We start from the raw sequence: 24009 nt of genomic DNA, 5'->3' as shown, positions 1-24009 counted from the left end.
ATCGGCTCCGTAACGGTGCCGTCGCGGATAAACGGTGTTCCGTTCGTCGAGAGACCGGTTCCCGTCCCTTGGCTGGGCAGTCGACGGGACGGGAGAGGGCGGCCCAAGCAGGCCCCGTTTCGCGAGTGCGCCCGCTACTGCCGGGTGTCCCGCTGCGCATCGTCTACCGCGGATCGCATACACGTCTCGTGGACGTTCGTGGTCGGACCATCGTCCGCGGGCTGACACCGATCGTAGGTCCCATCCGATCGCATCACCCACCTGTTCCGATCGTCCGAGAGCAGCGTCTCGAGGATGGCTTCGAGTCGACGCTGGAGGCGGGGATCCTCGATCGGCGCGACCGCCTCGACCCGGTTATCGAGGTTTCGGGTCATCCAGTCGGCAGAGCCGATGTAGTAGCGCTCGTCGCCGCCCGCGTGGAAGTGAAAGATACGCGAATGCTCGAGGAAGCGACCGACGACGCTGTAGACGTCGACCGTGTCGCTGACGCCCTCGAGTCCGGGGCGGAGCCGACAGATGTCCCGGACGATCAGGTCGATGTCGACGCCGGCCATCGACGCCTTGTAGAGCTCCCGGACGATTTCCGGATCCTCCAACCGATTCATCTTGGCGACGATGTGGGCGTCCTCGCCGTCGCGTGCGCGTTCGGTTTCGGCTCGGATGAGGGCGACGAAGCGATCTCGCATGTTCCCCGGCGCGATGAGGAGTTCTCGGTAGTCTCGATGCATCGAGTGGCCGGTGAAGTAGTTGAACAGTCTGACGAGGTCCTGCCCGATATCCCGATCGGCCGTCAACAGCCCCAGATCCTCGTACCGCTTGGCGGTCTCGGAATGGTAGTTGCCGGTTCCGACGTGCGAATAGAGCCGAACGCCGTCGTCCTCCTCGCGGACGACCAGCGAGGTCTTCGTGTGCGTCTTGTAGCCGATCGTCCCGTAGGCGACGTGGATTCCTTCTTCCTCGAGTTTCTTCGCCCACTCGAGGTTGTTCTCTTCGTCGAAGCGAGCCTTGAGTTCGACCATGACGGCGACCTGCTTGCCGTTGCGGGCGGCCTCGATCAGACTCTCGATGATCTGTGAGTCACTCGCCGTTCGGTAGATCGCGGCCTTGATCGCGAGCACGTCGGGGTCGTTGGCCGCCGTCTCGAGAAACCGTTGAACGGTCCCCTCGAAGGAGTGGTAGGGGTGGTGAACGAGCACGTCGCCGTCGCTGATCGCGTCGAAGACGTTCGTCGCGTCCTCGGATCGACCCAGTCGCGGATGGGGCTGTGGTGACCACTCGGTGAGTTTCAGGTCGGGGCGCTCGAGGTCGGTCAGGTCGGCGAAGTCGCGGTAATCCAGCGGGCCGTCGAGGTGAAACACCTCCCGCGGTTCGAGATCGAGTTCGCGCGTGAGGATGTCGCGGATCGTTTCGGGCGCGTCGCGCTCGATCTCGAGCCGGACAGCGGTGGCGAAGCGTCGTTCCTCGATGACCTCCTCGATCATCTCGATCAGGTCCTCGGCGACCTCCTCGTCGCGTCTGACCTCCGCGTTGCGCGTCACCCGGAAGAGAGCGGTGTCGACTACCTCGACGTCGGGGAAGAGCAGATCGAGGTTCGCCCGGACGATGTCCTCCAGGAGGACGTACCGCGTGTCGTCGCCGACCTGGACGAATCGGAGCTGATTCCGCGGGATTTTCACCCGGGAGAAGGTCAACTCGTCGCCGGGCCGTCCCCGCGTCAACACGGCGAGTGAGAGGCTCTGATTCGAGATAAACGGGAACGGATGGGCCGGATCGAACGTCAGCGGAGTCAGGGTCGGCAGGACGGAACTCTCGAAGTACTCGCGCAACTGCTGGCGTTCGTCGACCGTGAAGTCGTCGTAGTCGAGGATTCGAATTCCCTCGTCGGCCAGCGCCGGGCGGATCTCCTCGCGGTAACACGCGGTCTGGCGCTCGAACAACGGCCGGGCCTCCTCGAGGGCGGCCGCCCACTGTTCCTCGGGCGTTCGTCCATCCGGCGTCTCTTCCGTGATGCCGGCCGCGATCTGTTGTTTCAGTCCCCCAATACGCTTGCGGAAGAACTCGTCGAGGTTCTTCGTGACGATCGCGAGGAACTTCACTCGCTCTAACAGCGGATTGTCCGCATCGAGGACCTCGTGGAGGACGCGACGCTGGAAGGCGAGTTCGCTGAGTTCGCGGTTCAGATAGTAGGACGGGTCCGAGAGATCGACGCTCGAGCGTGTCGCCCGGTCCTCCACGGACGCGGGAACCGGTAACGTATCCCGGTCTGGATCCGTTGCCGAGCCCGTTTCGGCGGTCGTGTCGGCGCGCTCGAGCGCCACGGTTTCCGTTGCCCGAGCGGCGTCGTTCGAGTCCGATGTCTCGTCGTTCGCTTCGAGCAGCGATCGAAACGCGAACGCCGAATCGGTGGTTACCGTCTCGTCGGGCGGCTGATCGTTCGTCGTGTCTCGTTCGTCCCTCTCCGTCATGTCTCGTTCGTCGCTTTCCGTCGTATCTCGGTCGGTCATCCCGAAATCCCCCGCATCTCACTCGCTATCGGTCGTGACGATTTTCTCGGACGACCGCTCGACGTGGCTCGTTCCAACCACGCTGATGGCTTCTCCGCGGCGGACGTCGTAGGCAGTCAGCTTCCCACCGTAGACACAGCCGGTATCCAGCCCCACTGCCCACTCCCGTTCGATCGGATCCGCGAGAACGGTGTGGCCGAAAAAGACCCGTGGCGGTCCCTCGTAGCTCTCGAACCAGAACGGGCCGTCGTAGCCGTCGCCGTCGGGCGACCGCAGCGTCAACACATCTTCGTTCGAGTGTGCCGACAGCGAACGGCTCGGATCGATCCCTCCGTGGACGACGAGTCCGCCGTCCCACGAAATCGCCGCCGGCAGCGACTCCAGATACTGGTAGTCGACCACGTCGAGGTCCGGCAGCGAGGCCTCCCCCTCGAGGAGCTTTTGCTCGTTGTTTCCGCGGACCGAGACCAGTTGCGAGGACCGCCTGACCCGGTCGAGGACGGCCTTGCTCTCAGGTCCCTTTCGGACCAGATCACCGACGAACACGGCGAGGTCGTTCGCGCCTACATCCAACGTGTCCAACAGCGCCTCGAGCGAGTCGAGGCAGCCGTGGACGTCACCGATGACGTAGACGTCGTCGCGGGTATCGAGGTCGATGTGGCGGTGATCGAACGATACGGAGTCGTCGAACGCGGAGTTGGTTGTCGTCACGTCGTGTCCGTTCGACCCGTCCACCGAGACCGGATAAGTCGTTTATATGTTCCGAATTGATCGCTATATACCCGCGTATAGTATCGCCTAGACCGGCATCCGTCGCTCGCAGCCGAGGAGACCGATCGACGAGAGACGGACATTTCTTTACGAGCGGGCGCCCCACCACGGGTATGGACGTCATCGTCAACGCTGCCGCGAGCGCGGACGGCAAACTCTCCTCGCGCCGGCGCGAACAGCTCGCGATCAGCGGTGCCGACGACTTCGCACGCGTCGATCGCCTCCGGGCAGCGAGCGATGCCGTCGTCGTCGGCGTCGGGACCGTCCTCGCGGATGACCCCCATCTGACGGTCAAAGACGACGACCTGCGGAGCCAACGCCGGGAGGACGACCGCCCCGGCAACCCCGCGCGTGTCGTCGTCGACTCGAGCGGACGGACCCCGACGGATGCGGCGATCCTCGACGACGAGGCGACGACGTACGTCTGCCTGAGCGAGGCCGCACCCGTCGATCGACGGATGGCCCTCGCCGACCACGCCGAGTTGATTACGGCGGGCGAGGGGCGCGTCGACCTCCTGCGGGCCTTTGCAACGCTGCAGGAGGAAGGCCTCGAGCAACTCATGGTCGAGGGTGGCGGCGAACTCATCTTCTCGCTGTTCGAGGCCGGACTGGTCGACGAGCTACGGCTGTTCGTCGGCCCGAAAATCATCGGCGGTCGCGACGCCCCGACCCTCGCCGACGGCGAGGGGTTCGTTTCGGAGTTCCCGACGCTCGAGCTCGCAGCCGTCGACCGGCTCGACGACGGCGTGGTGTTGACGTGGCGCGTCGACGACCGCTAGCGTGTGGCCGAGAGCGCGCCGGTGCCCGCGTTACTCGAACTCAGGCTCCCGATCCTCGACGAACGCTGCCATCCCTTCACGCTGGTCGTGCGTCCCGAAGAGGCTCGCGAAGGCGCGTTTCTCGTATGCCAGGCCGCTTCCCTGCGACCCTTCCTGGCCCTGATTGATCGCTTGCTTGGCGGTCCACATCGCGAACGCCGGTTTCGCGGCGAGTCGGTCGGCCAACTCGGAGACGACGTCCGCGAGATCGTCGTCGGCAACGACTTCGCCGAACAGGCCGGCCTCGGCGGCCGAATCGGCGTCGAGGCGCTCGCCAAGGAAGATCATCCGTCGCGCGGTCTCGTCGCCGACCAGCCGCGGCAGCCGCTGGGTGGCACCCCAGCCGGGAATGATCCCCAGATCGATCTCGGTGTTGCCGATCAGCGCCGACTCGGCCGCGACGCGGAGATCACAGGCCAGTGCCATCTCGCAGCCGCCGCCGAAGGCGTAGCCGTTGACCGCCGCGATCGTCGGCGCGGGGAACGCCTCGAGGGCGTTGGCCACCTCGTGCCCCAGCTCTCCCCACTCCTGTGCGGCTTCCGCCGACAGGTCCTGCATGTACTTGATGTCCGCTCCGGCGATGAACGCATCGCCGGCCCCCGTCAGGACGAGTGCGCGCGCATCTTCGGCCGCGGCTTCCGCGATCGCTTCGCTCATCGCCTCGAGCGTGTCGACGTTCAACGCGTTGAGCGCGTCGGGTCGGTCGACGGTCAGCGTCGCGACGGTGTCGTCCCACTCGAGTCGGACTGTGTCCCATGACATGTCCCCGCGTTTGGGAGCGATCGCCATATCCTTTCGCACGGCTCTGTTGAAATCCTCAGAGAGTTACAGGTTCGCCCGGTAGTCTGACCGGATGAAGGCCCTCCCAAAGTCGCAGTTGCTCCGATTCGTTGAGCAAGCGATGCACTTGGCTCGGCGATCTGTCGCTCGCTATTCCTCGAAATTCTCGAAACGGCGATACACACTCCATCAACACATCGTTTTGCTCTGTCTCAAAGTTCGGAAGAATACGACGTACCGGACGCTTCTCGACGAACTTATCGAGATGCCTCGGATTCGGGGAGCCATCGATCTGGAGGAACTCCCCTCTCCTTCGACGTTGTGTAAGGCGTTCAATCGACTCAATATGGCAGTTTGGCGCGTCCTGCTCAACCTCTCGATCACACTCCTCCCGACCAACGGTGTCGTCGGGATCGATGCCTCCGGCTTTGACCGCAGTCACGCCTCGAAGCGCTACACGAAACGAACGAAGCTGACGATTCAACAGCTGAAAGTCACACTTCTCGTGGACACGAGAGTGAACACAATCATCGACTTACACGTGACGACGACACGAAAACACGACTCACAAATCGCACCGTCGCTCATCAAGCGGAATACCGATGAAGTAGCGATTCTCCTTGGTGACAAGGGATACGACGACCAGATGATTCGCGCGTTAGCCCGTGAAGATGGTGTTCGTCCGGTCATCAAACATCGAGAATTTTCGCCGCTCCACAAGGCATGGAACTCACGGTTGGACGCCGACCTCTACGGTCAACGTAGTCAGAATGAAACGGTAAACTCTCGCATTAAACGGAAATATGGCGCATTCGTCCGCTCACGACTCTGGTGGAAGCAATTCCGTGAACTCGTTGTCGGCTGTCTCACTCACAACATCGACAAGGCACTCTGAACGTTAGATATAGGGTTCTAATCTCCCATTCAGGAATCTCCGAGAATATCCTGTGTCCCCAAAGTATCTATATTCTCTCTGGATAGGTACACTATGAACGATACTCAAAACCGTAGTGGAGAACAGTTATTGATAGGGGTCGGAGGGCTGGCCTTAGTAATCCAATTAGTCGTGTTTCAGAACAGTCTCGGAATAGTGAGTAATCCGGGAGTTTCTGGAACGCTTGGAGACATTGTGAGTGGCGGATTGTTGCTTGTGGCAGTGGTTTGCCTCGCCGGAGGAGTGTATCTCCGCCAGCGTGGTTCTTGATGGATACGCAGTTCTAACTAACGGCTGTTTCAGCGGTGAAGGTGTCGAACAAATAGGATTTCAACAGAGCCTTTCGCACCTAATTCACGCCCCAGGGCAGGGGCCGGTCGTCCCGCTAACGGAACCGTTTCGCCCGTCACATCTTTCCTCGGTCACGCCCTATCCCCCGCTATGGAACGAGCCACGTTCGGCGGCGGTTGTTTCTGGTGTACCGAGGCGGCGATGAAAGAACTCGAGGGCGTGGCGTCGGTCACGTCCGGCTACGCCGGCGGGCACGTCGAAGACCCCTCCTACCGAGAGGTCTGTTCCGGATCCACCGGCCACGCGGAAGTCGTCCAGGTCGAGTACGATCCCGACGTCATCGGCTACGACGAACTGCTCGAGGTGTTTTTCGCCACCCACGACCCAACGCAGTTGAACAGACAGGGACCCGACGTCGGGACGCAGTACCGGTCTATCGTCCTGTCCCACGACGACGAGCAACACGAGCAGGCCGAGGCGTACATCGAGGCCCTCGACGCGGAGTACGACGACGACGTCGTGACCGAGCTGGAACCGCTGGAAACCTTCTATCGTGCGGAGGAAAAACATCAAGACTACTTCGAGAAGAATCCCAACGACGCCTACTGTACGATGCACGCGGCCCCGAAAGTCGAGAAGGTCCGCGAGAAGTTCGCCGAGAACGTCGCCGCGGAACAGTAGGTTCGCTGACTTGCGGTCACACAAAAGCTCCAGCTTGAATACCACGCTTCGCCCGAGTACGGGTGACCCATGTCACTCGGCAAACTCGGCCCACAGAACGTCGTCACGACGAGTCCAGACACCGACCTCGAGGAGATCACGGCCACGCTCGAGGCGGAAAACGTCGGTTCGGTCGTCGTCACCGAAAACGACGAACCCGTCGGCATGATTACCGACCGCGATGCGGCCCTCGCGATCCACGAGCACGACGACGTCGGTTCGGCGTCGGTCGAAGACGTAATGACGGACAATCCAGTGACGGTCCACGAGGATGACGACCCGTTGGCGATCTCGGAGGCGATCCGCGACAACAACGTCCGCCGGTTCCCCATCGTCGACGACGACGGCGAATTAGCGGGCATCGCGACGCTGGACGACCTGGTCGCGACGATCGGCGAGGAACTCGAGAACGTCGCCGCCACGATCGAGGCACAGTCGCCCGAGTACAGTCCGTAACGCAGCGATCCGATGACCGAACCGACGTTTTCCGCCTCGATTCGATCCCGATCCTCAACGTCGTCCCCTTCCGTCGTCGGTTTTCCATCCGGACCGACCACCGACCCAGTGCGGTGAAACGTTCGTCCGTCTGGGGGCCGTAGGTGGAGTATGGATAGCCGAACGGACGCCCTCGTTATCGGCGGCGGTGCTACCGGGACGGGAATCGCCAGGGACCTCGCGCTCAGAGGCGTCGACGTCACGCTCGTCGAGCGGGATGGCCTCTCTTCGGGAACGTCGGGACGCTCCCACGGCCTGCTTCACAGCGGGGCTCGCTATGCCGAAGCGGACGGTCCCGAGGCTCGCGGATGTCTCGAGGAAAACCGAACCCTGCGCCGAATTGCGGGCGCGTGCATCCGGGAGACCCGCGGCCTGTTCGTGCAACTGGGCGACGACGATCCGGGGTATTTCGAGGCGAAGCGCGACGCCTGTGCCGACATCGGAATCCCGACCAAAGTGGTCGACGGGGAGACCGCCCGCGAGACGGTCCCGGAGCTCGCCGACGAGGTCGAACGGGCGATGTGGGTTCCGGACGGCGTGGTCGCCCCGTCCCGGCTGGTCGCCGCCAACGCGGCCGACGCTCGCGAGCACGGCGCACGAATCTGCACCCACGCACCGGTCACGTCGATGACCGTCGAGGGCGGCCGGGTAACGACCGTCACGCTCGGCGGCGCGGTCGACGAAACGGTCCGACCGAGCTACGTCGTGAACGCGACAGGCCCCCACGCCGGCCACGTCGCCGAGTTGGCCGGCGTCTCCGTCGAGATGCGTCCGACCCGCGGCGTCATGGTCTCGGTCGCGTACGACGACCTCGAGCCGGTACTCAACCGATGTCGCGAGCCGGCGGACGGAGATATCATCGTCCCACACGACGGGGAGGTCGTTCTCGGAACGACGAGCGTGTCGGTCGACGACCCCGACGACTACGAGCGGGCTGACTGGGAGATCGAGCAGACGGCGTCCGAATGCGCGGCGATGCTCCCGCCGGTCACCGACGCCGATCGCGTTCGGACGTGGTGGGGCGTCCGCCCGCTGTACGAACCCGACGAAGCCGCTCGCGGTGGCCGCGGCATCTCCCGCGGGTTTCACCTGCTGGATCACGGCGACGAGGGCGTCGAGAACTGCTGTAGCATCGTCGGCGGAAAGTTGACGACGTACCGCCGGATGGCCGAGGCGACCGCGGATCTCGTCTGCGATCGACTCGGCGTGGAGGCGACGTGTTCGACTGCTGACGAGCGACTGCCGGGCGCGTTGGAGCCGGCGCTGCTCGACGAGTTCGTCCGGCAGTTCGACGGACAGGGACCCACCGATAGCGATCTCGTCGGTCGATAGTCCCGGGTCCGCGTCGCGATCGAATCCCCCGTCGGGACAGTGCTACAGACGGCCACCGGTGTGACAATGCTGTAGACGGCCGCAGGTGTGCTACGGCGATGGTCGATCGAGACCGTACAGGAGCGCCCCCCTCGGCCTGTCCCGTGGCGACGCCGTCCGTCGTTCCGTCGAGGGCGGGTCGACCGAACGATCGGAAGGACGAGCCCTTCGAGCCGACGGCGGGCTGGCCGGCCGGATCAAAACTCCCGTTTGAGGTCCGACCAAAGCCCGTGCTCCGTCGTGTGGTCGATATCGACGCACAGTTCGTTGTCGTCGTCGAGGGTGATCGAGATCCGGTCGAGATTTGCGACGTATCGCGATTTCCGGTGTCGGCCCCGGCGGACGCCGACGGTTTCCTCGACGACCCCGGCCTCGGTCAGGCAGTCGAGTTTGCGATAGGTCGTCGAGAGGGGCTGCCCAGTCGTTTCGGCGATCGCCTCGACCGTCATCGGCTCCTCGAGCACCGCGATGATCTCCCGGCAGCCACTGTCGTCGAGTGCGGCAACAACGCACTCGAAGGCGGGCGCATCGTCCGATGCGGAGATCTCGAGGGACATTGGATGCCACCTGGTTAGGAGCGAGGACTAAAGACACGTTTGGTTAGCGCGGACACAGGTGTGTCACGGACCGATGGAGCAACTACATGTACGATCGGGCCGACCGATTTCGTATGAGCGACGATCGAACACCGGAATCCGCGGTCGAGAACACCCCCGGACAGGGGCGAACGCCCGAAGCCGAGCGGATCGAACCCGCCGCTCCCGAGGAGTTCGGCCTCGTACAGGTCTGGTGGGGCGACGGAAAAGGGAAGACGACGGCCTCGCTCGGCATGGGGATGCGCGCTGTGGGACACGGCTACCGCGTTCACATGCTCCAGTTCATGAAAGGCGGGGCCTCGAGCGTCGACGCAGTCCGCGGCGAGTACAACGCCATCGCCGCGCTCCCGGGGTTCAGCTACGAGAACCTCGGGCACTACGGCTGGCACGGGATGGCAGACGGGAGCGACGAGGCCGACCACGAAGCCGAAGCGCAGGCCGGACTCGAGCGCGCACACGACTTGCTCGAGGCAGCGGGGGAAGCCGATCTCGACGAGCCGATCGACCCCGACGCGGAGCCGGAAGCGGGAATGCACATGCTGATTCTGGACGAAGTGCTCTACGCCGCGGATCGTGGCTTGCTCTCGGAGGGGGAGGTCCACGACCTCATCGACGCGAAGCCGACGGAGCTCGAACTGGTGCTCTCGGGGAGCCACACCGAGCCGTCGTACCTCGCGGATCGTGCGGACCTGATCACGAACGTCCGCAAGGTGAAACACCCGATCGACGACGGCCAGCGGGCACGCCGCGGGACCGAGTTCTGAGGGTGCGCGAGGCGGGCCGCGAACGGACCGATCGATCCCCCTCGACTGCCCCAAACGTCGATCAGGGCCGATCGGGGAACGGCTACGGGGCCGCAACTGCCCTCGACGTGACTTCCGGATCCGATTTCGAGACCGAGCCGACTCGAGTTATCGTGACTCCGAACTCGAGGGCTGGGACTCTTGCTCGTCATCGGACGTCGAATCGTCGTCCGTCTCGGCCGACTCGTCGGTCGTCGATCCGTCACCGTCGACCTTACCGACCGTCTTTTCGACCTCCTTGCTGACCGTATCGCTGACGGTCTCCTCGACCGTTTTGTTCACGTCCTCGCTAACGGTTTTCCCGACTTTCTCGGCCACGTTGTCGACTTCCTTGCTGACCGTGTCGCTGACGGTTTCTTCGACTTCCTTGCTAACCGTGTCGCTGACGGTTTCCTCGACTTCCTTACTGACCGTATCGCTGACGGTCTCTTCGACCTCTTTGCTGACCGTATCGCTGACGGTTTCTTCGACCTCTTTGCTAACCGTGTCGCTGACGGTTTCCTCGACTTCCTTACTGACCGTGTCGCTGACTGTCTCTTCGACCTCTTTGCTGACCGTTCCGGTAACCGTCTCTTCGACCTCCTTACTGACCGTGTCGCTGACTGTCTCTTCGACCCGCTGGGCGACCTCCGTCGTCATCCAGTCGGGATCGAACCGAGCCATCTTCCAGGCGACGTGGATGACGTAGGAGACTAACACGCCGAGCCCGAACGCGACGCCAACGCCGGTCTCGACGACGAGAATGAACACGACCGCTGCGAAGATCATAACGCCGTACGCGAGATCGACGAGGAAATCGACGCGAGTCGGGTTCATCGTCGACACCTCTCGACCGCTCGAGTGTGTTGGGTTTCCGATTGCATTACTAGCTATCAGAACCGCAGACGAAAATACTCGTCTACTCGAATTCGGGATACTCGAGTGATAGCCGTCCGATCGCTGAGAAGACCATTGCCACTCTCACGACACGGTGCTGGCAGCTGCGTAGCCAACGCCAGGATCGCTGGCTGCCAGTTCGTAGCACGTTGTTACCGTGGTGATATAGACGAAAAGAAGTTCGATCGTGATTCGCATCTTGGTGGTAACCGGACCGGGAGGGAAAACGGGAGCCGCTGATACCGATGCGACGGACCCCACGCGGAGACACCGGTTGCCGTCGACACGGTTGTTATAGTAGCTACTGAAACGATTTACACACTGACCACAACGCCGTCATGCGGGCAGGCGTGCAGTGACTTGCGGTCGCTACTATACTACTGCCGGAGTGATGTCGTCGGTTGCGTCCACACAGTCGGCCGAATCCGAACTCGGCCATGCGGCGTGTCTCGCCTCACTGCCACACGCGGGACGATACCGAAGAAGGCTGTAATAGTCTGTCGAATGTCACCAGCCCACAGGGTTATTAGCTTCTCTCCGAAACCTCCTGGGAGCGATGAACGAAAGCGAGCTCGAGGCTTACCACGACGGCGACATCGTCCCACTATCCGAAGCGAAAGTCCCCATCGATGATCCGGGGTTCCAGTGGGGATACAACATTTACGATCTGCTGATCACGTTGGAACACGAGCCGTACCAACTGGCCGAACACGTCGAGCGAACGTTCAAATCGTGCCGGGCCTCGAAAATGCCCCTCGAGATGCGTCCCGAAGAGCTGTCGGGCATCGTCCGCGATGTCGTCGATCGCAACGTCGATCTCGCCGGTCCCGACGAGGACTTCATGGTCTTCATCAGCGTCTCCGGCGGGTGGAACGTATACGAGGGGTGTCACGAGCCACCCCGGGTCATCGTGTCGGCGAGGCCGCTCCCTTTCGAGCGGATGGCCAGGGATTTCATCGACGGCAAACACTTCGTCACCTCGAGCGTCAGACAAGTACCGAACGAGTCGATCAGCCCACTGGTCAAACACCGGTCGCGGATGCATTTCGTGTTAGCCGACATCGAGGCCAAACAGCGGGATTCGAACGCCGATCCGCTGTTGTTGGATAGCGACGGGAACGTCACGGAAACCGCTATCGGGAACATATTCGTCGTCACCGACGGAACACTCCGGACGCCGCCGCTTACCGATGCGCTCCCCGGGATCACCCGAGAAACCACGATTCGACTCGCGAGGGAGGAACTCGGTATTCCCGTCGAGGAGACGGACCTGCAACTGTACGACGTCTACAATGCCGACGAGGTGTTCTGGACGAACACCTCACACGTCGTCGCGCCGATCACGAAGGTCGACGGGACCGAAATCGGATCCGGTCGTCCCGGCCCGATAACCGAACGGCTGCTGGACGCTCACAGCGACCTCGTGGACGTCGATATCGTCGCGCGGTTCCTGAAGCACTTAGACCTCGAGGAACGCCCGGAGACGCTTCAGCTGGGCGGTGATCACGGAGTCCAGTGACGTACGCTACTGCTGCTATCGATCCCCGTGTTACCGACGGTTTCAGAGTGGTGTTCGCTCCCGCCCGTTCCTCTCAAAATCGCGGGCCTCGGCACTCGAGCTCGGGTAGGTGCCATCACTCGAGGCCCATAGCTCGGTGTATCGTCGCGACGAGAAAACCTCAAATCCCGGGGTCGGGGGAGGACGGTCACCGGGAAGGGTCGGAACGGGAGGCTGGGTGATTGGATCGACTATGTCGCGCGGAGGGTGCGCGACAGTGAGCATCACATTGCTGGGTGACGAGAAGGGAACCCAATGACTGGGCGGTGGGACTACGAGCCGCGGACATCTTGTTGGTCGAGGACAATCCAGATGACGTCCGTCTCACGGAAATGGCGTTCAAGGCTGGCGGTTCAACAAGACGCTCTACAACGTCAAAGAAGATCTCTGCCAGATTGTGGTATCCAGCAAATCTATGTGCCAGTAAACATCTCTAAGGTCTCATCAGTGATTCCCGACCGCGAGTGGATTGTCACGAAGTCGTCCTCCTTGATTATGGTCTCTCCTGTAGGGGTGATAGCCTGATCGTCTCGGTCGATTCTCACGACTAGTACACCTGGTGGAATCAGTCCCTCCTCGTTCGCCTTTTGGAGAGTCTTGCCAGCAATCGGCGCTTCGTCTTTGACAATAACTTCGATTACGTCTGCATCCCCCGAAAGTCCTGCAACGCCAGTTACTGGCGAAATCGGTTCTTTTTCTCGTGGGCCGAACTGCGCGTACGGACGGAAGTACTCTCGGTGAATGAGTCCCTCGTCGTCGATTTCGATGCCGAGAGCAGTGATGTCCTGTGAAACTCGCGTGAGATCGTCGGTATCCGCTCCGACTACCTTAATTTGGAGATCTCCTTTACCCGTCATGATCTCTCTCACGTTGATAACACCCGGAACGTCGAGCACACGCTGAGCAAGTTCCTGACGGTCAGTCGCTGATGTGGTACAAATGAATAAGTTCGTCAGTCGACCGTCTGCTCGTTCGTAATTCACGTGAGCGTGGTACCCCTGAATGACACCGTCTTCCTCGAGTCGGCGAATCCGATTGCGGACGGTCGGGGGGGAGACGTCTACTTCCGCTGCGATATCGGGTGCAGACGTATGCCGCCCCTCCTGTGCGAGATAATACAGTATCTGCTCATCAATCTCATCGATACGTCGGCCCATATTTATAACGCATAATTGGTTCCCCAGCTACTTTTAAGTTCATTTTGGGTCTTGATTGGAAAACAGCATAATTCTCTCCAAAGGACATCTACTATCGAACGGAGAACTGGTGATATCGCCGGAGATACAGCGCCCCTTGGCTGGGAAACGATAAGAAAGAATACTGCGTCTGAATAAACGAATCAAAACTTGCAGCGGAACTTATTTTGTCTACGGGAATAGCCTCTTCTGTATGAGCAACGCAGATGACGAGCCATCACTAACAGAGCAACTCCCGGATAGCCTCATCGAGACACTCGATACGCTTGATCCGTCGGAACTTCATGCAGTACAAGAATACGTTGAAGGACGTCTCGAGTCGATTCACCCACCACTCGAGAAGCAAATTCTCGAGGATGCAACCGGTGAGGTAGTCGATATCGAGGACGAGGGAATATACACACTCGTGCGAGTGCGTCCGCCCGCTCAGGAGGAGTCCGAAGCGGACTCAGGGCCCATCAGCCTCTATCATGTGACGCGGGAGCGACACCCGGACGGAGAAGAAACCCTCCACTGGGCATTTCTGGGAGACGTTCAGGAGTGATCCGATGATGCAATCACTGACAGAACATACACTCGTGCCAGTCGCTGACGAGGAAGACGCACGTGCGACGGCAGCCGTTCTCGAACGCTATCGGTTCGACCGAATCACAGCTGTCCACGTCATCGAGAAAGGCGAAGGCGTCCCCGATAAGCTCCCCCTTGAGCAGGCCGAATCGAGGGCTGATGATGCGTTTGCCGCGTTTCGTGAAACCATCCCTGACGCGGACGACGAGACTGCATACTCCAGAGACGTCGTCGGTGCGATCATCGATGTCGCCGCGGACGTTGGGGCCAGTTCCATCGCGTTCCGTCCTCGAGGCGGCAGCCGTATCGTTCAGTTCCTCTCCGGGGATACAGCGCTCAAACTCATCACGGAGTCTGATCGGCCGGTTATCGCGCTTCAGGAGGAGGTCGTCGATGACGGTTGACCGCAGACGTGACCGACTAGAACCGGACGAACAGTTCGCGCGGGTGTCGAGCCATGAGTGACGCCGAGCAGGAACTCGCTCGCGATCTCGGCTTCCTCGAGGCCTACACGATCGGCCTCGGGACGATGATCGGTGCAGGGATCTTCGTCTTACCGAGTATCGCTGCCGACCAGGCCGGTCCGGCGAGCATGATTTCCTTTTTTGTCGGTGGGTTGGTGTCGCTACTCGCCGCGCTCTCACTGTCGGAACTGGCAACTGGGATGCCCAAAGCCGGTGGGAGTTATTATTACGTCAACAGGGCGCTTGGACCGCTTTTCGGTAGCATCGTCGGTTGGGGGATGTGGGCCGGGCTGACCTTTGCGTCGGCGTTCTACATGATCGGGTTCGGCCAGTACCTCCTTCCTGGCCTAGGTCAATACATTGATCTACTCGCTGGATGGGGAGACCTCGGGATCACAGTCGCTGCGCTAGTGATGGCTGCGTTCCTGACGGGTGTGAACTACTACGGCGTCAAGGAGACGGGTGCGCTCCAGAACGTGATCGTCATTACGCTCGTCGGACTCATCCTCGCATTCCTCGGGTTCGGAGCGTCCTCCGGCCCATCAATTGGCGAATTCAACCCCTACGGATGGCCCGCGGTCGCCGCGACGGTTGGCACGGTCTACGTCACGTTTATTGGCTTCGAGGTGATCGCGACCAGCGCCGAGGAGATCAAGAACCCGAGCCGAAACCTCCCGTTGGCGATGATCGCGTCCGTCGTGACGCCGACGCTCCTGTACGTGGGCGTCATGTTCGTCTCGACGGGGACGTTGTCGCTGGACGCACTCGTTGAGTCACCGATTCCCGTCGCTGACGTGGCCACGGCGGTCATGAGTCGATTCGGGATGCTCTCGATTTTCGGACTCGAGATCTCGATTGGTAGTCTCGGTGCGCTCGCGATGATCGTCGGTGCCGTCCTCGCGACCGTCTCGAGCGCGAATGCGAGTATCCTCTCGGCCGCTCGCGTCAACTTCGCTATGGGTCGAGACCGAATTCTGATCAACTGGCTCAACGAAGTTCACAGCCGGTTCCGGACGCCGTACCGCTCGATCACCGCGACGGGTATCATTACGCTCGTACTGATCGCGATCGGCGTGGGCATCGGGACGCTGGCCGAGGTTGCGAGTTTCATGTACCTCGTGACCTACGCGCTCGTCCATGTTGCCGTGGTCGTATTGCGCCGTGCGAACCCGGAATCCTACGAACCGTCGTTTCGGATTCCTACTCTGCTCTATCCTGTCGTGCCGATTGTCGGGATGCTGGCTTGCCTCGCAGTTCTCGTCCAGATGGCTATTGATTGGGTACCTGCGGAGTTGGGGATCGGCACCACCACCCTCACGCTGCCGGTGACACCGACGCCTGTCGGCATTATCGGAGTCATCATCGTCGGCGCTGGGCTCCTCTGGTATCATTTCTACGCCCGCGAACGAGCACTCAGCGAGAGTCTTGTGGGGGAAGCAATCGCGCCCGAACGGTCGCCGGTCGCAGACGGTGAGGGGCGATACCGCGTCGTCGTCCCGGTCGCGAACCCTGAAACGGAACGTGATCTCCTCCGCATGGCAGCTGCCAGTGCACACGCTCACGACGCGGAAAATGCCGAAGTAATCGCGATGAACGTCATCGAAGTTCCACAACAGACATCGTTGTCTCAGAATCTCGCGTTCGAGGAAGAGCGCGTCGAACGACAGCAACAACTGCTCGATGCTGCTCGAGACATCGCGGCGGATCTCGACGTTGGCTTGCGCACGCGGGCAATCGTCGGCCGGGATGCCGGGTCGGCGATTCTCGACGTCATCGAAGACGAGGACGCTGACCACGTGCTCATCGGCTGGCAGGGAACGCGAAGCGCTCGCGATCACGTCCTCGGCTCGACGATCGATCCGGTCATCGGCCGCGCAGCGTGTGACGCGACACTCGTAAAACTCGGGCCGGAGGGTGGCCGTGCCGAAGGAGACATCATGGTCCTCGCCGGTGAGGGGCCACACGCTCCCGTCGCCGCACGGCGCGCCGCCGAGTTCGTGTCCGCGTCCGACGACGCGTCGCTCACACTGTTTAACGTTCAACCGCCAGCTGATGACGATACCGGCGAAGACCTCATCCAACAGGGTGAAGTCCTGATCGACGAGTTGGCCCAGAAGGCGGGAATCGAGTACATGACCTTCGACACGCGCGTCGAAGTAGCCGAGAACGTCGAACGAGCGATCCTCGACGCCACAGACGAGTACGACACGATCTGCGTGGGCGCAACGCAGTCCGGAACCGTCTCGCAGGCTGTGTTCGGCTCACTCCCGGAGAACATCGGTGAGCACGCAGACGGAACAGTCGTGATGGCTCGTGGACCGGAGGAATCACCAATGTCGATTAGAGAAGCGATCACACGGCGGCTCGAGGTATAATATCTCATGTATATTATCATAGTCGGAGCAGGTGATATCGGAACACCGCTTATTAACATCGCGACCCGGTCAGGCAACGAGGTCGTTGTCATCGAGAACGACCCCAAACGCGCGGACCGTGTGGCCGGTCAGTACGACTGTCTGGTGCTCGAGGACGATGCGACGGCCCACAACGTGCTGGTGGATGCCGGAATCGAGAACGCGGATGCCCTGATCAGTACGACAGATCGAGATCCGACCAATATTATGGTCTGTTTGCTCGCACAAGAACACGAGGTCCCCAATATCATCTCCGTCGTTCACGACCCCGAGCACATGAACGTGTTCCGCCAGATCGGCGTCAACACAATGGAGAACCCGCAGCAACTCATTGCCGGATACCTTTACCGGGCGGTCGCCCGCCCGGCGATTGTCGACTACATGCGAATCGGCGAGAAAGCGGAGGTATTCGAGATCACCGTCACGGAAAACGCACCGATCGGCGGGAAGACCCTCATTGAGGCGGCCGACAGCGATCTCCTTCCCGAGGACGTTCTGATCGTTGCGATCGAACGTGAAGGAGAGGATCCGCCGATCACGCCGCGGGGGAATACAAGGATCCAGGCCGGCGATATGCTCACCGTCTATTCGGCGTTCGGAGCGGAACCCGAACTCACGGACGTGTTCGGCCACCCGGAAGACCGGACACAATGATACTCGAACGTAGCGGATCGAAGGGCCGCCTCGGTATATCACAGCGGACGTCTTCGAACAGATCCTCTCGAGCGTGCGATTGCAACGCAGTCGAATCCACGAGTCCAAATTGGACAGGAACTAACAGATGAATGAGGCAACTGAAACGATCGGCCGGGACCTGGGGCGCATGTTTCAGGCGCTCGCCGGACTCATGTTCGTCTCGCTGCTCATTCCGCTGGTCTGGGGCGAATACTATACGATTCCGGCGCTAATCGTCTCGGGAGTGATCCCGTTTGCCGTCGGGACCCTCCTGACCTCGAGGTTCAGGCAAGCGGCCAGACCGGGTAAACTCCACGGGATGATCATCGCCGCACTGGGGTGGTTCTGCGTCGCGATCTTCGGGTCGGTGCCGTTCTACCTCATCGCGTGGACGGTCGAGTTCGCGCCGCCGACTCTCGAGCAAGCGTCGCAAGCGTCGACACCGACGCTCGCGGCGTTTACCAACCCGCTCAACGCGCTGTTCGAGAGCATGAGCGGCTTTACCGGGACCGGGCTGACGATGACCGACAACGAGGAGGTCCTGCCGCGGACGCTGCAGTGGTGGCGCTCGTTCATCGAGTGGATCGGCGGCGTGGGCGTGATCGTCCTCACGACGGCGATTCTCTCCCGTCCTGGAAGTGGATCACTCACGCTCTACGAGAGCGAGGCACGGTCCGAACGGATCCATCCGAGCATCGTCTCGACCGTCCAGACGATCTGGTGGATCTTCATCCTCTTTACGTTCGTCTCGATTCTCCTCCTCTGGGTCGTCAAAATGCCGCTCTGGGGTGCGATCAACCACGGCATGACCGGGCTCGCGACCGGCGGGTTCTCGATCACCGATAACTCGATCGCGACGTACGACAGCGTAGCCATCGACTTCGCGCTCCTCCCCATCATGATCCTCGGGAGCATTGCGTTCCCGGTCCACTATCTTATCCTGCAAGGCGATCTGCGGAACTTGTATACGGATCTTCAGACCCGGTGGGTGTTCATATACATGAGTGCCGGGACGGCCCTCTTGACCGCGTTGGTGTACATGGGCGACACCTATGACTCTCTGTTCACCGCCTTCCGGTACGGCTCGTTCCAGTTCGTCTCGGCGGCGACCTGTGCCGGCTTCCAGACCGCTGTCGACTCGACTAACGTAGCGCTGGGCCGGTGGTCGGCGCAAGCCCAACTGACTGTCACGTTTGGCATGATCGTCGGCGGTGCGGCTGGGTCGACGGTCGGCGGGATCAAGCTCATCCGAGTACTCACACTACTGAAGGGGATCCGATTCCGCATCTCGGACGTCTTCTACCCAGAAACCGCCGTTCGGCGGTTGAAGATCAACGGGCGCCGCCTCGACGAACGGGAAGTGCGTCAGGAGTTCGAAGAAGCAGCGATCATCGGATTCCTCTGGTTCGTCTTCCTCGGCATTGGGATGTTTGTGCTCCTCCTTGTCCTTCCACAAGGCGAATACGCGCTCGAGAACGTTATCTTCGAGGTCGCGAGTGCACAGGGGAACGTTGGCCTCTCCGCGGGCATCACCGGCCCCGAATCGCTGCCGACGGTCGGCAAGCTCATGTTCCTGTTCAACATGTGGATCGGCCGCCTCGAGATCATCCCCGTTCTTGTGCTGTTACGGTCGGTCTTCCGCCGCGGAGGGGTCTATCGATGAAGCTGAGCGACATCCCGATTGTCGGACAGGTGCTCAAATCTGGTGCCGAAGATCGAGTCTTTGATTCGCTTTTACTCGTCGGCTTAGTCCTGATCCCGTTGATTGCGGTTGTCGGACGGTCGCTCTTCACAACAGGTACTGCGATCGTGTATATCGCGTTGTTTGTCGGCTATGTATTTTATAAAGGGATTCGGGGCGAAATGATGGGAGACGGACAATAGTATCTAATCTGCTACTTAGAACCTGTAGTACGCGATTTCGGTAGAACCGCAATTGGGGCACTCATCCGTTTCTTCCGAGAGTTTCTCCCCACAATTACGACACTCGTACAGGGCGGCATTGTTGCCGGTTACTGTCTTACGGAGAGCTCTGAGCAATCCCATCCCTTGCTTCCGCTATCACATCAACAACCATCAACCCTTGTTTGCATTGTTTCAGGTATATAATCAGTATAGCCTACTCGATCGTCACATATGCCCCTCACGAGTACCTTGTCCGAGAAGTGGGGTAGACTCGGAGACATAATCTTGAACCAGCAATAAAAAGCAACAAACCAGTTCCAGGACTGTCTTGATGAGACAGGCGTTCCATTTGGTCATTGCGACTAATTTACGGTGATTATGGGTGTTGGTATTTCTGATGTGAAATCCTCCTTGTCTTCTACAGGATTGTCTGAGAAACCACCCTCTCTTGTACCCCACTAATTAACGTTAACTGGCTTTGTTGAAATCTTATTCTTCGGATATATTCACACGAAACAGTCGCTTGCTAAAGCCTGCGCACTGAACGCTGCTGCGACTTGTCTGCAAAAAGAATTTATTTCTTTATATCTCATAACTAATATGAAGCGTCGAACGGCCCTTGAGATGATTGGCACTTCGGCAACAGCGAGTAGTGCTGGGTGCTTCTTTTTTGAACGGGCTGGCCCTATCGATTTCGTACTCTTGAATTTCACTGAGGAGATACAAGATATTGATATTACCATCTCCGAGGAAGGTGGAGAGACGGTATTGGATAACTCGTATGAAATCGATGAGCGAAAGCCGAATGGTGAAGCAACTGCAATTCGCGAAGACGGATTTACTGAAGCAGTTAATGGTGATACGTTTAATATTGTTATTGAACTTTCCAGCGGCGAGTCAGAAGAGAGAGGGTTCCAGATGGTGTGCAATGAGCGTGATATGACAGCAGATTTGTTCGTAGCGGAGATACGGGAAAACCGTGAGAGAGACCATAAATATTTTGAATTTGACCAATCTGTCTGTGGTTAAGGTTCACAAAAGCGCATTCAGAACGGCTTCATGACAGCTACCCGTGGAATTGATTGTCGCTCCGTTATCTACTCCATCTGTACTGAGCGATCACCCCCTTCGCAAATCGGCCCCGATCTCGCACGACATTCGCACCCTATATTCAGCAGCGCCTGAACAAACTACCAGAGTTTAGTCAGAAACCGTTGCGCGATATAGAAGGATAAGTTCAGCACGACCGTCAGTACGACGCGGAAGACGAGCGACAGTCGAGTCACGCCGATTCGGTCATCAGGACAGTGCTGTTCGCGCCTTTGTCACTCGACCGGATGGGCTTCGGGGAACTGATAGCTCTCGTCGAGAACCTCCTCGCGTGGTCGGTAGAGTCGGACGATATAGCGCCACCCCTCCGGGGTGTAGAGGTAGTTCGGTTGATCGGGATCACCGCCGAGGTGAACCGTGACACTCCCGTCGTTGGCCCGCTCTGCGGTCACGTCGTTGATCGAGTACGCGTCGTACTCGTTCTCCTCGAGCAACCAGTCGCTGTTGTAGACGGTAACCGACCAAAATGCGTCGACGGGGACGGCGTCCGGCTCCTCGACGGTGAGTGTGTACGGTGTTTCGCCGTCGTTCTGTTCGGGGTACCGCATTACAAGTAACGACTCCGATTCAGGAAGTCCACCCGGGCCGAACGCCGCAGTGCCAAGGTAAAACTTGACGGGGTCGACCTCGTCGACGTCGCCATAGACGCCTCCTAAGTCGTCCATCGTCTCTCCGACCGTGATGAGCGCCTCCTGAATTTCTTCCAACGATCCTCGATCCCAGTCGGGTATTTCGAACGTTCCCGACGATTGTTGACGTACCGTCGTTTCATCCTGTAGCCTATGAACTTCGTTCACATCGTCCGGATCGTTCAGGTCGACAAACGTACGCATGAGGGCGCTGACGTACCGCGTTCCGATCTCATCCTGCGTCAACGTGTACTCGCCGGGATCGGAGAGAACCCCTTTCACGTACTGATCTTGGTTGGTAAGAACTATCGACTGGTACCGGTCACCGGTGTCCGGTTTCGTGATGGTAACCGGCTCGGTCAGGTCGAATATTCCCCACGAGTAAAGCACCTCGTGATTTGGTGCCTTGGGTTGGTTGACCTGCTCTTCGATGGGAGGGATATCTCGGTAGTGCTTGAACTCGCCGAACCCACCGATTTCGACATGTGATTCGAAGTAGTCATCCGCTTGGGCGCGGAGGAAGTTCTCCCACGTCACTGGGATTGGCTCGTCATCCGCTGACGTCTCGGTTTCAGCCCCCTGGGTGTTCGCCTCCGAGGGGTTTTGGCTGGCAGTGGCACTGCCACCACCCAGCGCGAGCAGTCCGGCGAGGCCCGCCCCGCGAAGTGCATTTCGGCGCGTTGCCCGCAGCAGTTCGGAGGTCGATCCTGGCGTCGTTTCTGGTGGTTCGTTGCTCATGGCTCGTGTCTCTCTGAGTGACCCACCGCAGGGGTTGGGACCGACTCAGACAACCGCACACCAGCATTTCATATAAATCAGTGACGACACTTAAAGATAATTTCCTGACATATTGGTAGTATTAGCTTGATATTATTTGTCTGAATCATATATTCTATCTGTATCTGTAGTGAGCGATCACGAACCCCCTGTTCAAACTTCAGTTTGTGCTACACTTGCGCTGTGTATCTTGCAAAGACTTGACAAATCTCCGACCTATTGATGGAAGCGGCGTGCAAGATCCAGAGCATACGTTCAGCATATGACCGTCGGTAGTCGTGGGCGGACGAGTCGATGTTCGATATCGCGGCGGTTCAGTCGCCTAAAGCGTCAAAACTGGTATCCGCGCGTTTGACTCACTCCACCGGCTGGGCTTCGGGGAACCGATAGCTCCCGTCGAGAATGGGTTCGCGCGGCTGGTAGAGCCGAACCGTGTAGTTCCATCCCTCCGGTGTATAGAGGAAGTTCGGCTGGTCGGGACCACCACCGAAATGGATCGTGATACTGCCGTCGTCGTTTGGCTCTGCGGTCACGTTACTCACAGTATAAGCATCGTACTCGTTCTCCTCGAAGTAGAAGTCGCTGTTGTAGACGCTGATCGACCAGAACCCGTCGACGGGGACGTCCTCGACGGTAAGTGTGTGTGGCGTCGTGCCGTCATTCTGGGCGGGAGTCCGTTGAAGGACGAACGCTTCTGATGGGTTCGGAACGCCGGTCCATCCTGCCGTACTGGCGATGAAATGCTTCACGGGATCGACCTCATCGACGTCGCCATACGCGCCCGAGAAGTCGTTAAATGTGAGTCCGACCGTTACGAGCGCGTCGGTGAGTTGTTCGTATGATCGCTGATCCCAGTTAGGAATCTCGAACATGCCAGCCGACGATTGCTCTACGTCGGTCTCGTCCTGGAGTTGCTGGCCTTCTTCCAGATCGGTTGGGTCGTTCGGGTCGACGAACGCGCGAACCGCGACGCCAGCATACCGAGTGCCTACGTGGTCTTGTGTTATCGTGTACTCGCCGGGGTCGGTGGCGAACTTCTTCACGTATTGATCCTCGTTTTGGACGTTCATCGACCGGTATCGGTCACCGCTGTCTGGGAGCGTGATGGTGACCGGCTCGGTCAGATCGAAGACGCCGAATGAGGCGAGCACGTCACGGTTCTCTCCGATAGCAACCTGATCCTCGATGGGGGTGACATTTCTGCGGTGGTAGAACTGTCCGAACCCGCCCTCGTCGACGGTTGACTGGAACACGACATGACAGTTGGCGCGAGGGTAGTTTACCCACGTCACTGGGATTGGCTCGTCCTCTGCTGACGACTCGCTTTCAGCCTCGTGGATGTTCACCCCCGGAGAGCGTTGGCTGGCAGTGGCGCTGCCGACGCCCAGCGCGAGTAAACTGGCGAAGCCTGCCCCGCGAAGCGCGGTGCGGCGCGTTGCTCGTATCGGTTCGGATTCTGGTTTCACCGTCGTGTGATGTGTTTCTTTGCTCATAGCTCGTGCCTCTCTGGGTGGCCCACAGCAGCAGTTGGGACCGACTCACACGTTCGTACTCCAGCATTCCATATAATCCAGTGCCGATGCTCTCGAACAATATAATTGTATGATGATGGTATTAGATTAATGACTGTCTTTAAATTATCAATATCCTATTTGCACCTGTGGTTCGCTCGGAACCCCAACGCGTTGGATATCGAGACTCGGAACTGCATCGGCCTGCGCCTGCAAGTGGTAGCACTATTACCGATATCGTCGT

The 24009-nt window shown here is 59.8% G+C and carries 22 protein-coding genes; 14 read left to right on the top strand and 8 right to left on the bottom strand.

Translation table 11 applies throughout. The annotated features are described in order from the left end of the window. Positions 1 to 134: 134 nt before the first annotated feature. Together ppk1 and CP557_RS07785 are read right to left on the bottom strand one after the other, a co-directional pair. A complete protein-coding gene (ppk1, locus tag CP557_RS07790) occupies positions 135 to 2504 on the bottom strand; it encodes a polyphosphate kinase 1 (protein WP_097379380.1) in 2370 nt (789 codons plus the stop codon). Between the two features lie 18 nt (positions 2505 to 2522). Then, positions 2523 to 3215: a metallophosphoesterase family protein gene (locus CP557_RS07785; protein WP_097381575.1), complete on the bottom strand. Its 693-nt coding sequence runs from the start codon at positions 3213 to 3215 to the stop codon at positions 2523 to 2525. Between the two features lie 173 nt (positions 3216 to 3388). Here CP557_RS07785 and CP557_RS07780 point away from each other — a divergent pair, with 173 nt between their 5' ends. Beyond that, positions 3389 to 4054 carry a 2,5-diamino-6-(ribosylamino)-4(3H)-pyrimidinone 5'-phosphate reductase gene (locus tag CP557_RS07780; protein WP_097379379.1) on the top strand — a complete coding sequence of 222 codons (666 nt, stop codon included), beginning with the start codon at positions 3389 to 3391 and terminating at the stop codon, positions 4052 to 4054. Positions 4055 to 4084: 30 nt separating this feature from the next. Here CP557_RS07780 and CP557_RS07775 read toward each other — a convergent pair whose 3' ends face one another. Continuing rightward, a complete protein-coding gene (locus CP557_RS07775) occupies positions 4085 to 4855 on the bottom strand; it encodes an enoyl-CoA hydratase/isomerase family protein (RefSeq protein ID WP_097381574.1) in 771 nt (256 codons plus the stop codon). A gap of 91 nt (positions 4856 to 4946) precedes the next feature. Between CP557_RS07775 and CP557_RS07770 the strand changes: the two genes are divergently transcribed. From CP557_RS07770 to CP557_RS07750, 4 genes are all read left to right on the top strand, one after another. After that, positions 4947 to 5768 (top strand): IS5 family transposase, encoded by an 822-nt coding sequence (locus CP557_RS07770; protein WP_097379378.1) that lies wholly within the window; start codon positions 4947 to 4949, stop codon positions 5766 to 5768. Between the two features lie 480 nt (positions 5769 to 6248). Beyond that, positions 6249 to 6779, top strand: a complete 531-nt coding sequence (gene msrA, locus CP557_RS07760) for a peptide-methionine (S)-S-oxide reductase MsrA (RefSeq protein WP_097379376.1) — start codon at positions 6249 to 6251, stop codon at positions 6777 to 6779. Between the two features lie 69 nt (positions 6780 to 6848). Beyond that, on the top strand, positions 6849 to 7274 hold the full coding sequence (locus CP557_RS07755; protein WP_097379375.1) for a CBS domain-containing protein: 426 nt from the start codon (positions 6849 to 6851) through the stop codon (positions 7272 to 7274). A 150-nt stretch (positions 7275 to 7424) separates the two neighbouring features. Then, positions 7425 to 8645: an FAD-dependent oxidoreductase gene (locus CP557_RS07750; RefSeq protein WP_097379374.1), complete on the top strand. Its 1221-nt coding sequence runs from the start codon at positions 7425 to 7427 to the stop codon at positions 8643 to 8645. Between the two features lie 236 nt (positions 8646 to 8881). On the opposite strand, the gene CP557_RS07745 is transcribed toward CP557_RS07750, so the two are convergent. Next, on the bottom strand, positions 8882 to 9241 hold the full coding sequence (locus CP557_RS07745) for a winged helix-turn-helix domain-containing protein (RefSeq protein ID WP_097379373.1): 360 nt from the start codon (positions 9239 to 9241) through the stop codon (positions 8882 to 8884). Positions 9242 to 9354: 113 nt separating this feature from the next. Here CP557_RS07745 and CP557_RS07740 point away from each other — a divergent pair, with 113 nt between their 5' ends. After that, the gene (locus CP557_RS07740; RefSeq protein WP_097381573.1) at positions 9355 to 10044 is read left to right on the top strand and encodes a cob(I)yrinic acid a,c-diamide adenosyltransferase; all 690 of its coding nucleotides are present in this window, start codon (positions 9355 to 9357) and stop codon (positions 10042 to 10044) included. A 147-nt stretch (positions 10045 to 10191) separates the two neighbouring features. Here the strand turns inward: CP557_RS07740 and CP557_RS07735 are convergent, their stop codons facing one another. Then, on the bottom strand, positions 10192 to 10899 hold the full coding sequence (locus CP557_RS07735) for a hypothetical protein (RefSeq protein ID WP_097381572.1): 708 nt from the start codon (positions 10897 to 10899) through the stop codon (positions 10192 to 10194). 616 nt (positions 10900 to 11515) lie between these two features. Between CP557_RS07735 and CP557_RS07730 the strand changes: the two genes are divergently transcribed. Next, a complete protein-coding gene (locus CP557_RS07730; protein ID WP_097379372.1) occupies positions 11516 to 12478 on the top strand; it encodes an aminotransferase class IV in 963 nt (320 codons plus the stop codon). A 452-nt stretch (positions 12479 to 12930) separates the two neighbouring features. Here CP557_RS07730 and CP557_RS07725 read toward each other — a convergent pair whose 3' ends face one another. Beyond that, positions 12931 to 13674 (bottom strand): Lrp/AsnC family transcriptional regulator, encoded by a 744-nt coding sequence (locus tag CP557_RS07725; protein ID WP_097379371.1) that lies wholly within the window; start codon positions 13672 to 13674, stop codon positions 12931 to 12933. Between the two features lie 232 nt (positions 13675 to 13906). Here CP557_RS07725 and CP557_RS07720 point away from each other — a divergent pair, with 232 nt between their 5' ends. The 7 genes from CP557_RS07720 (at position 13907) to CP557_RS07690 (ending at position 20767) form a co-directional block, all read left to right on the top strand. Beyond that, positions 13907 to 14257 carry a hypothetical protein gene (locus CP557_RS07720; RefSeq protein ID WP_097379370.1) on the top strand — a complete coding sequence of 117 codons (351 nt, stop codon included), beginning with the start codon at positions 13907 to 13909 and terminating at the stop codon, positions 14255 to 14257. Positions 14258 to 14261: 4 nt separating this feature from the next. Then, positions 14262 to 14684, top strand: a complete 423-nt coding sequence (locus CP557_RS07715) for a universal stress protein (RefSeq protein WP_097379369.1) — start codon at positions 14262 to 14264, stop codon at positions 14682 to 14684. Between the two features lie 53 nt (positions 14685 to 14737). Next, positions 14738 to 17119: an amino acid permease gene (locus CP557_RS07710; protein WP_097379368.1), complete on the top strand. Its 2382-nt coding sequence runs from the start codon at positions 14738 to 14740 to the stop codon at positions 17117 to 17119. Positions 17120 to 17125: 6 nt separating this feature from the next. Next, on the top strand, positions 17126 to 17812 hold the full coding sequence (locus CP557_RS07705) for a potassium channel family protein (protein ID WP_097379367.1): 687 nt from the start codon (positions 17126 to 17128) through the stop codon (positions 17810 to 17812). Positions 17813 to 17939: 127 nt separating this feature from the next. Continuing rightward, positions 17940 to 19496, top strand: coding sequence for a TrkH family potassium uptake protein (locus CP557_RS07700; RefSeq protein ID WP_097379366.1), 1557 nt, complete (start codon positions 17940 to 17942; stop codon positions 19494 to 19496). Then, positions 19493 to 19717: a hypothetical protein gene (locus CP557_RS07695; protein WP_097379365.1), complete on the top strand. Its 225-nt coding sequence runs from the start codon at positions 19493 to 19495 to the stop codon at positions 19715 to 19717. Before CP557_RS07700 ends, CP557_RS07695 begins: the two co-directional genes overlap by 4 nt. A gap of 621 nt (positions 19718 to 20338) precedes the next feature. Beyond that, positions 20339 to 20767 (top strand): hypothetical protein, encoded by a 429-nt coding sequence (locus tag CP557_RS07690; protein ID WP_245852940.1) that lies wholly within the window; start codon positions 20339 to 20341, stop codon positions 20765 to 20767. Positions 20768 to 21063: 296 nt separating this feature from the next. Here CP557_RS07690 and CP557_RS07685 read toward each other — a convergent pair whose 3' ends face one another. Both CP557_RS07685 and CP557_RS07680 read right to left on the bottom strand, forming a co-directional pair. Continuing rightward, entirely contained in the window at positions 21064 to 22215 is a 1152-nt protein-coding gene (locus tag CP557_RS07685) for a DUF1214 domain-containing protein (protein ID WP_097379364.1), read from the bottom strand. Positions 22216 to 22610: 395 nt separating this feature from the next. Continuing rightward, a complete protein-coding gene (locus CP557_RS07680) occupies positions 22611 to 23507 on the bottom strand; it encodes a DUF1214 domain-containing protein (protein WP_245852939.1) in 897 nt (298 codons plus the stop codon). Between the last annotated feature and the right edge of the window lie 502 nt (positions 23508 to 24009).

The organism is Natrinema ejinorense (genome assembly GCF_002494345.1).
In the GTDB taxonomy this organism is placed as follows: Archaea; Halobacteriota; Halobacteria; order Halobacteriales; family Natrialbaceae; genus Natrinema; species Natrinema longum.
The sequence above is the reverse complement of the archived record's forward strand: the minus strand, read 5'-3'. Positions and strand labels throughout refer to the sequence as shown.

Excerpts from the sequence above, each read along its gene's own strand:
- ppk1 (WP_097379380.1), bottom strand. The coding sequence starts at position 2,504 with ATGACCGACCGAGATACGACGGAAAGCGACGAACGAGACATGACGGAG.
- CP557_RS07780 (WP_097379379.1), top strand. The coding sequence starts at position 3,389 with ATGGACGTCATCGTCAACGCTGCCGCGAGCGCGGACGGCAAACTCTCC.
- CP557_RS07775 (WP_097381574.1), bottom strand. The coding sequence starts at position 4,855 with ATGTCATGGGACACAGTCCGACTCGAGTGGGACGACACCGTCGCGACG.
- CP557_RS07770 (WP_097379378.1), top strand. The coding sequence starts at position 4,947 with ATGAAGGCCCTCCCAAAGTCGCAGTTGCTCCGATTCGTTGAGCAAGCG.
- msrA (WP_097379376.1), top strand. The coding sequence starts at position 6,249 with ATGGAACGAGCCACGTTCGGCGGCGGTTGTTTCTGGTGTACCGAGGCG.
- CP557_RS07755 (WP_097379375.1), top strand. The coding sequence starts at position 6,849 with ATGTCACTCGGCAAACTCGGCCCACAGAACGTCGTCACGACGAGTCCA.
- CP557_RS07750 (WP_097379374.1), top strand. The coding sequence starts at position 7,425 with ATGGATAGCCGAACGGACGCCCTCGTTATCGGCGGCGGTGCTACCGGG.
- CP557_RS07745 (WP_097379373.1), bottom strand. The coding sequence starts at position 9,241 with ATGTCCCTCGAGATCTCCGCATCGGACGATGCGCCCGCCTTCGAGTGC.
- CP557_RS07740 (WP_097381573.1), top strand. The coding sequence starts at position 9,355 with ATGAGCGACGATCGAACACCGGAATCCGCGGTCGAGAACACCCCCGGA.
- CP557_RS07735 (WP_097381572.1), bottom strand. The coding sequence starts at position 10,899 with ATGAACCCGACTCGCGTCGATTTCCTCGTCGATCTCGCGTACGGCGTT.
- CP557_RS07730 (WP_097379372.1), top strand. The coding sequence starts at position 11,516 with ATGAACGAAAGCGAGCTCGAGGCTTACCACGACGGCGACATCGTCCCA.
- CP557_RS07725 (WP_097379371.1), bottom strand. The coding sequence starts at position 13,674 with ATGGGCCGACGTATCGATGAGATTGATGAGCAGATACTGTATTATCTC.
- CP557_RS07720 (WP_097379370.1), top strand. The coding sequence starts at position 13,907 with ATGAGCAACGCAGATGACGAGCCATCACTAACAGAGCAACTCCCGGAT.
- CP557_RS07715 (WP_097379369.1), top strand. The coding sequence starts at position 14,262 with ATGATGCAATCACTGACAGAACATACACTCGTGCCAGTCGCTGACGAG.
- CP557_RS07710 (WP_097379368.1), top strand. The coding sequence starts at position 14,738 with ATGAGTGACGCCGAGCAGGAACTCGCTCGCGATCTCGGCTTCCTCGAG.
- CP557_RS07705 (WP_097379367.1), top strand. The coding sequence starts at position 17,126 with ATGTATATTATCATAGTCGGAGCAGGTGATATCGGAACACCGCTTATT.
- CP557_RS07700 (WP_097379366.1), top strand. The coding sequence starts at position 17,940 with ATGAATGAGGCAACTGAAACGATCGGCCGGGACCTGGGGCGCATGTTT.
- CP557_RS07695 (WP_097379365.1), top strand. The coding sequence starts at position 19,493 with ATGAAGCTGAGCGACATCCCGATTGTCGGACAGGTGCTCAAATCTGGT.
- CP557_RS07690 (WP_245852940.1), top strand. The coding sequence starts at position 20,339 with ATGAAGCGTCGAACGGCCCTTGAGATGATTGGCACTTCGGCAACAGCG.
- CP557_RS07685 (WP_097379364.1), bottom strand. The coding sequence starts at position 22,215 with ATGAGCAACGAACCACCAGAAACGACGCCAGGATCGACCTCCGAACTG.